Source organism: Promicromonospora kroppenstedtii DSM 19349 (assembly GCF_000515355.1).
In the GTDB taxonomy this organism is placed as follows: Bacteria; Actinomycetota; Actinomycetes; order Actinomycetales; family Cellulomonadaceae; genus Promicromonospora; species Promicromonospora kroppenstedtii.
This window is the reverse complement of sequence record NZ_KI911634.1, coordinates 71,321-73,682: the sequence shown is the minus strand read 5'-3', so window position 1 is coordinate 73,682 and position 2,362 is coordinate 71,321. Positions and strand designations below refer to the sequence as shown.

The window sequence follows — 2,362 nt, the reverse complement described above, 5'->3', positions numbered from 1 at the left end:
CGCGGCGACGGCGAGCAGCAGCGCGCCCAGCAGGGCGATCGCCGCCGCGGGCGGCACGTGGCCACCCGCCTCCGAGTGCGCGGTCAGGGCAAGCCCGAGCACGACCGACGCCCAGAGGAGCGCGCGGCCGAGGCCCACTGCTCCCGAGGATGGCGTCAGCACGGCACAGACCCTACTTCGCGGGCTGGTCCTCGTCGTCGGTCGCGCTCGGCTCGATGCGCTTCTCGGGCTCGATGTCCCCGGACGGCACGCAGTCCTCGGCGTTGCGCAGCGGCTGGTCGGCGGTCAGCTCGACGTCCTCCACGTCGAGCGGCGCCTCGAACTGCTCGCCGATGAGCAGGTCGATCTTGCGGTCCCTGCGGTCGTCGAGGACCAGGCGGATCTCGGGGAACTGCGCGGCCAGCGTGTAGGCCTGCACGATCCCCTTGCGGCCGAACCGGATCTCCGACTCCTGGAGCTGCACCGGCACGTTGCCCTTGGCGATGATGCTGAACCCGCGGTCGGCGAGCACAGTCTCGTGCGCGCTGGCCAGGCCGATCTCCTCCGAGGCGTTCAGCAGGCGGATCTGGACGTCGGAGTAGGTGGCCGGCAGGGCGCCGTCGGGCTGCCCCTTGACCGCGGGCAGGCAGGGCACCGGGTACGTCTTCTGCTCCGCCGCGCCCACCGTGGTGAACGGGCGGTTGAAGGGCGAGCTGATGGCGCCCGAGTAGACCGCGAGCGCGAAGATGCCGCACACGGCGAGGAACGCGATGAGCACGCCGAAGACCACGGCCTGGCGCTCGTGCTCTCGACGTCGGCGCTCGACGCGCGCCTGGTCGTACCCGGGGGATGTCACGCGATGAACCTACCTGAGCTCAGCGGATGGTGAGCACGCGAGCGTGCAGGACTGGACGTTGCTGAAGGGCTGCCCGCACGGCGCGGTGCAGGCCGTCCTCCAGGTAGAGCGTGCCCTCGTACTCCACGACGTGGGCGAACAGGTCGCCGTAGAACGTGGAGTCCTCGGCCAGGAGCTGGTCGAGGTCGAGCGTGCGCTTGGTGGTCACGAGCTCGTCGAGGCGTACCTGCCGTGGGGGCACGTCGACCCAGTCGCGTGTGCGCGACCGCCCGTGCTCGGGGTACGGGCGGCCGTCTCCTACGGCCTTGAAGATCATCGGTCCGTCCTCACTGGACTCGGCGGGGCACGTCCGGGAGCGGCTGTCGAACCTGCCTGCTGACACCGGACGGCGTCCCGAACCCTACCGGAACGCGAGTGTCGACAACAGTTGGACTGACGCCGGCCCAGTAGGGCCGGCGACGGTCAGACGATCGGGACGTCCCGGCGCCGGAACCCGACGAACGCGAGCGCGAGCAGGGCGAACGCGATCAACAGCAACCAGCCCAGCGGAGCCCAGTCCACGTCGGCCCACGGCACCGCCGGCACCGCCGGGGCGTGCGCGAACGGCGACAGGTCGACGACGGCGTCCGGCAGGTCGAGCAGGCTGCCGAGCAGCGTCACCAGGAAGCTCGCCGCGATGACGACCCACCCCAGGCCGACCAGCCGGGGGAACCAGCCGAACAGCGCGGACGTGAGTCCGATCACGACCAGCACGGCCGGCACGTGCACCACGGCCGCGCCGAGCCCGTCGCCGAGCGAGTCGCCCCACCCGGTGTCGGACGCCAGCGCGTTGCCCGCCCCGAGCGCGAGCCCCGCCACGCCGAGCAGCAGGATCGCCCCGCCGACCGCCCCGGCCAGCCAGGCGCCGAGATATCCGGACCGGGACGTGCGGGTCGCGAGCACCGCCTCGGTGCGCCCCAGTGCCTCCTCCCCGCGGATGTCCTGGACCACCGTGACGCCGTACCCGGCGCCCGCGTAGGCCGTCCAGGACATGATGAGCGCGGCGAAGCCGGCGGCGATGTCGGATCCCCGGACGCCCATCGCGGCGATGTACTCGGCGAACTGCTCGTTCTCGGTCACCAGGTCCCCGGCGGTCGCCATGAGGTACCCGACGAAGAACATGTAGACGCCGATCGAGACCGCCCAGATCACGAACGAGGAGCGGGTGAGCCGTGCCATGAGCGCCCCGGTCGACGTGAGCGACGTGGAGTGCGCCGGCCCGCGCCGTTCCGCGATCAGGCCCGCGCCCAGGTCGCGGTGCAGGGTCAGCCAGCCGGCGGCCACCCCGCCCACGACGAACAGCGCGGCGCACAGCAGGAACGGCCCGTAGTCGTTCGCGCCGTAGGGGTCGATCTGCTGCACCCAGCCGACCGGCGAGACCCAGTGCAGCCAGCCCAGCTCGTCGGGGTCGACGTCGGCCCCGCCGCGCAGCAGGTAGCCGCCGATGACGATCCACACGCCAAGTGCGTTCGCCGCGCGGGACGACGA

2 protein-coding genes and 1 pseudogene are annotated in these 2,362 nt (G+C 72.1%); all 3 read right to left on the bottom strand.

The features are described from left to right. Window positions 1–172: 172 nt before the first annotated feature. Complete coding sequence (locus tag PROKR_RS06790; RefSeq protein WP_157601936.1) at window positions 173–835, bottom strand: LytR C-terminal domain-containing protein; 663 nt, start codon at window positions 833–835, stop codon at window positions 173–175. A gap of 19 nt (window positions 836–854) precedes the next feature. After that, entirely contained in the window at window positions 855–1,151 is a 297-nt protein-coding gene (locus PROKR_RS06785; protein ID WP_020017838.1) for a type II toxin-antitoxin system VapB family antitoxin, read from the bottom strand. A 146-nt stretch (window positions 1,152–1,297) separates the two neighbouring features. Further along, window positions 1,298–2,362 (bottom strand): annotated as a pseudogene (locus tag PROKR_RS06780) (hypothetical protein); the annotation flags it as partial.

What these genes read in the sequence shown, in the direction of transcription:
- PROKR_RS06785 (WP_020017838.1), bottom strand. Translation starts at nt 1,151, where the DNA reads ATGATCTTCAAGGCCGTAGGAGACGGCCGCCCGTACCCCGAGCACGGG.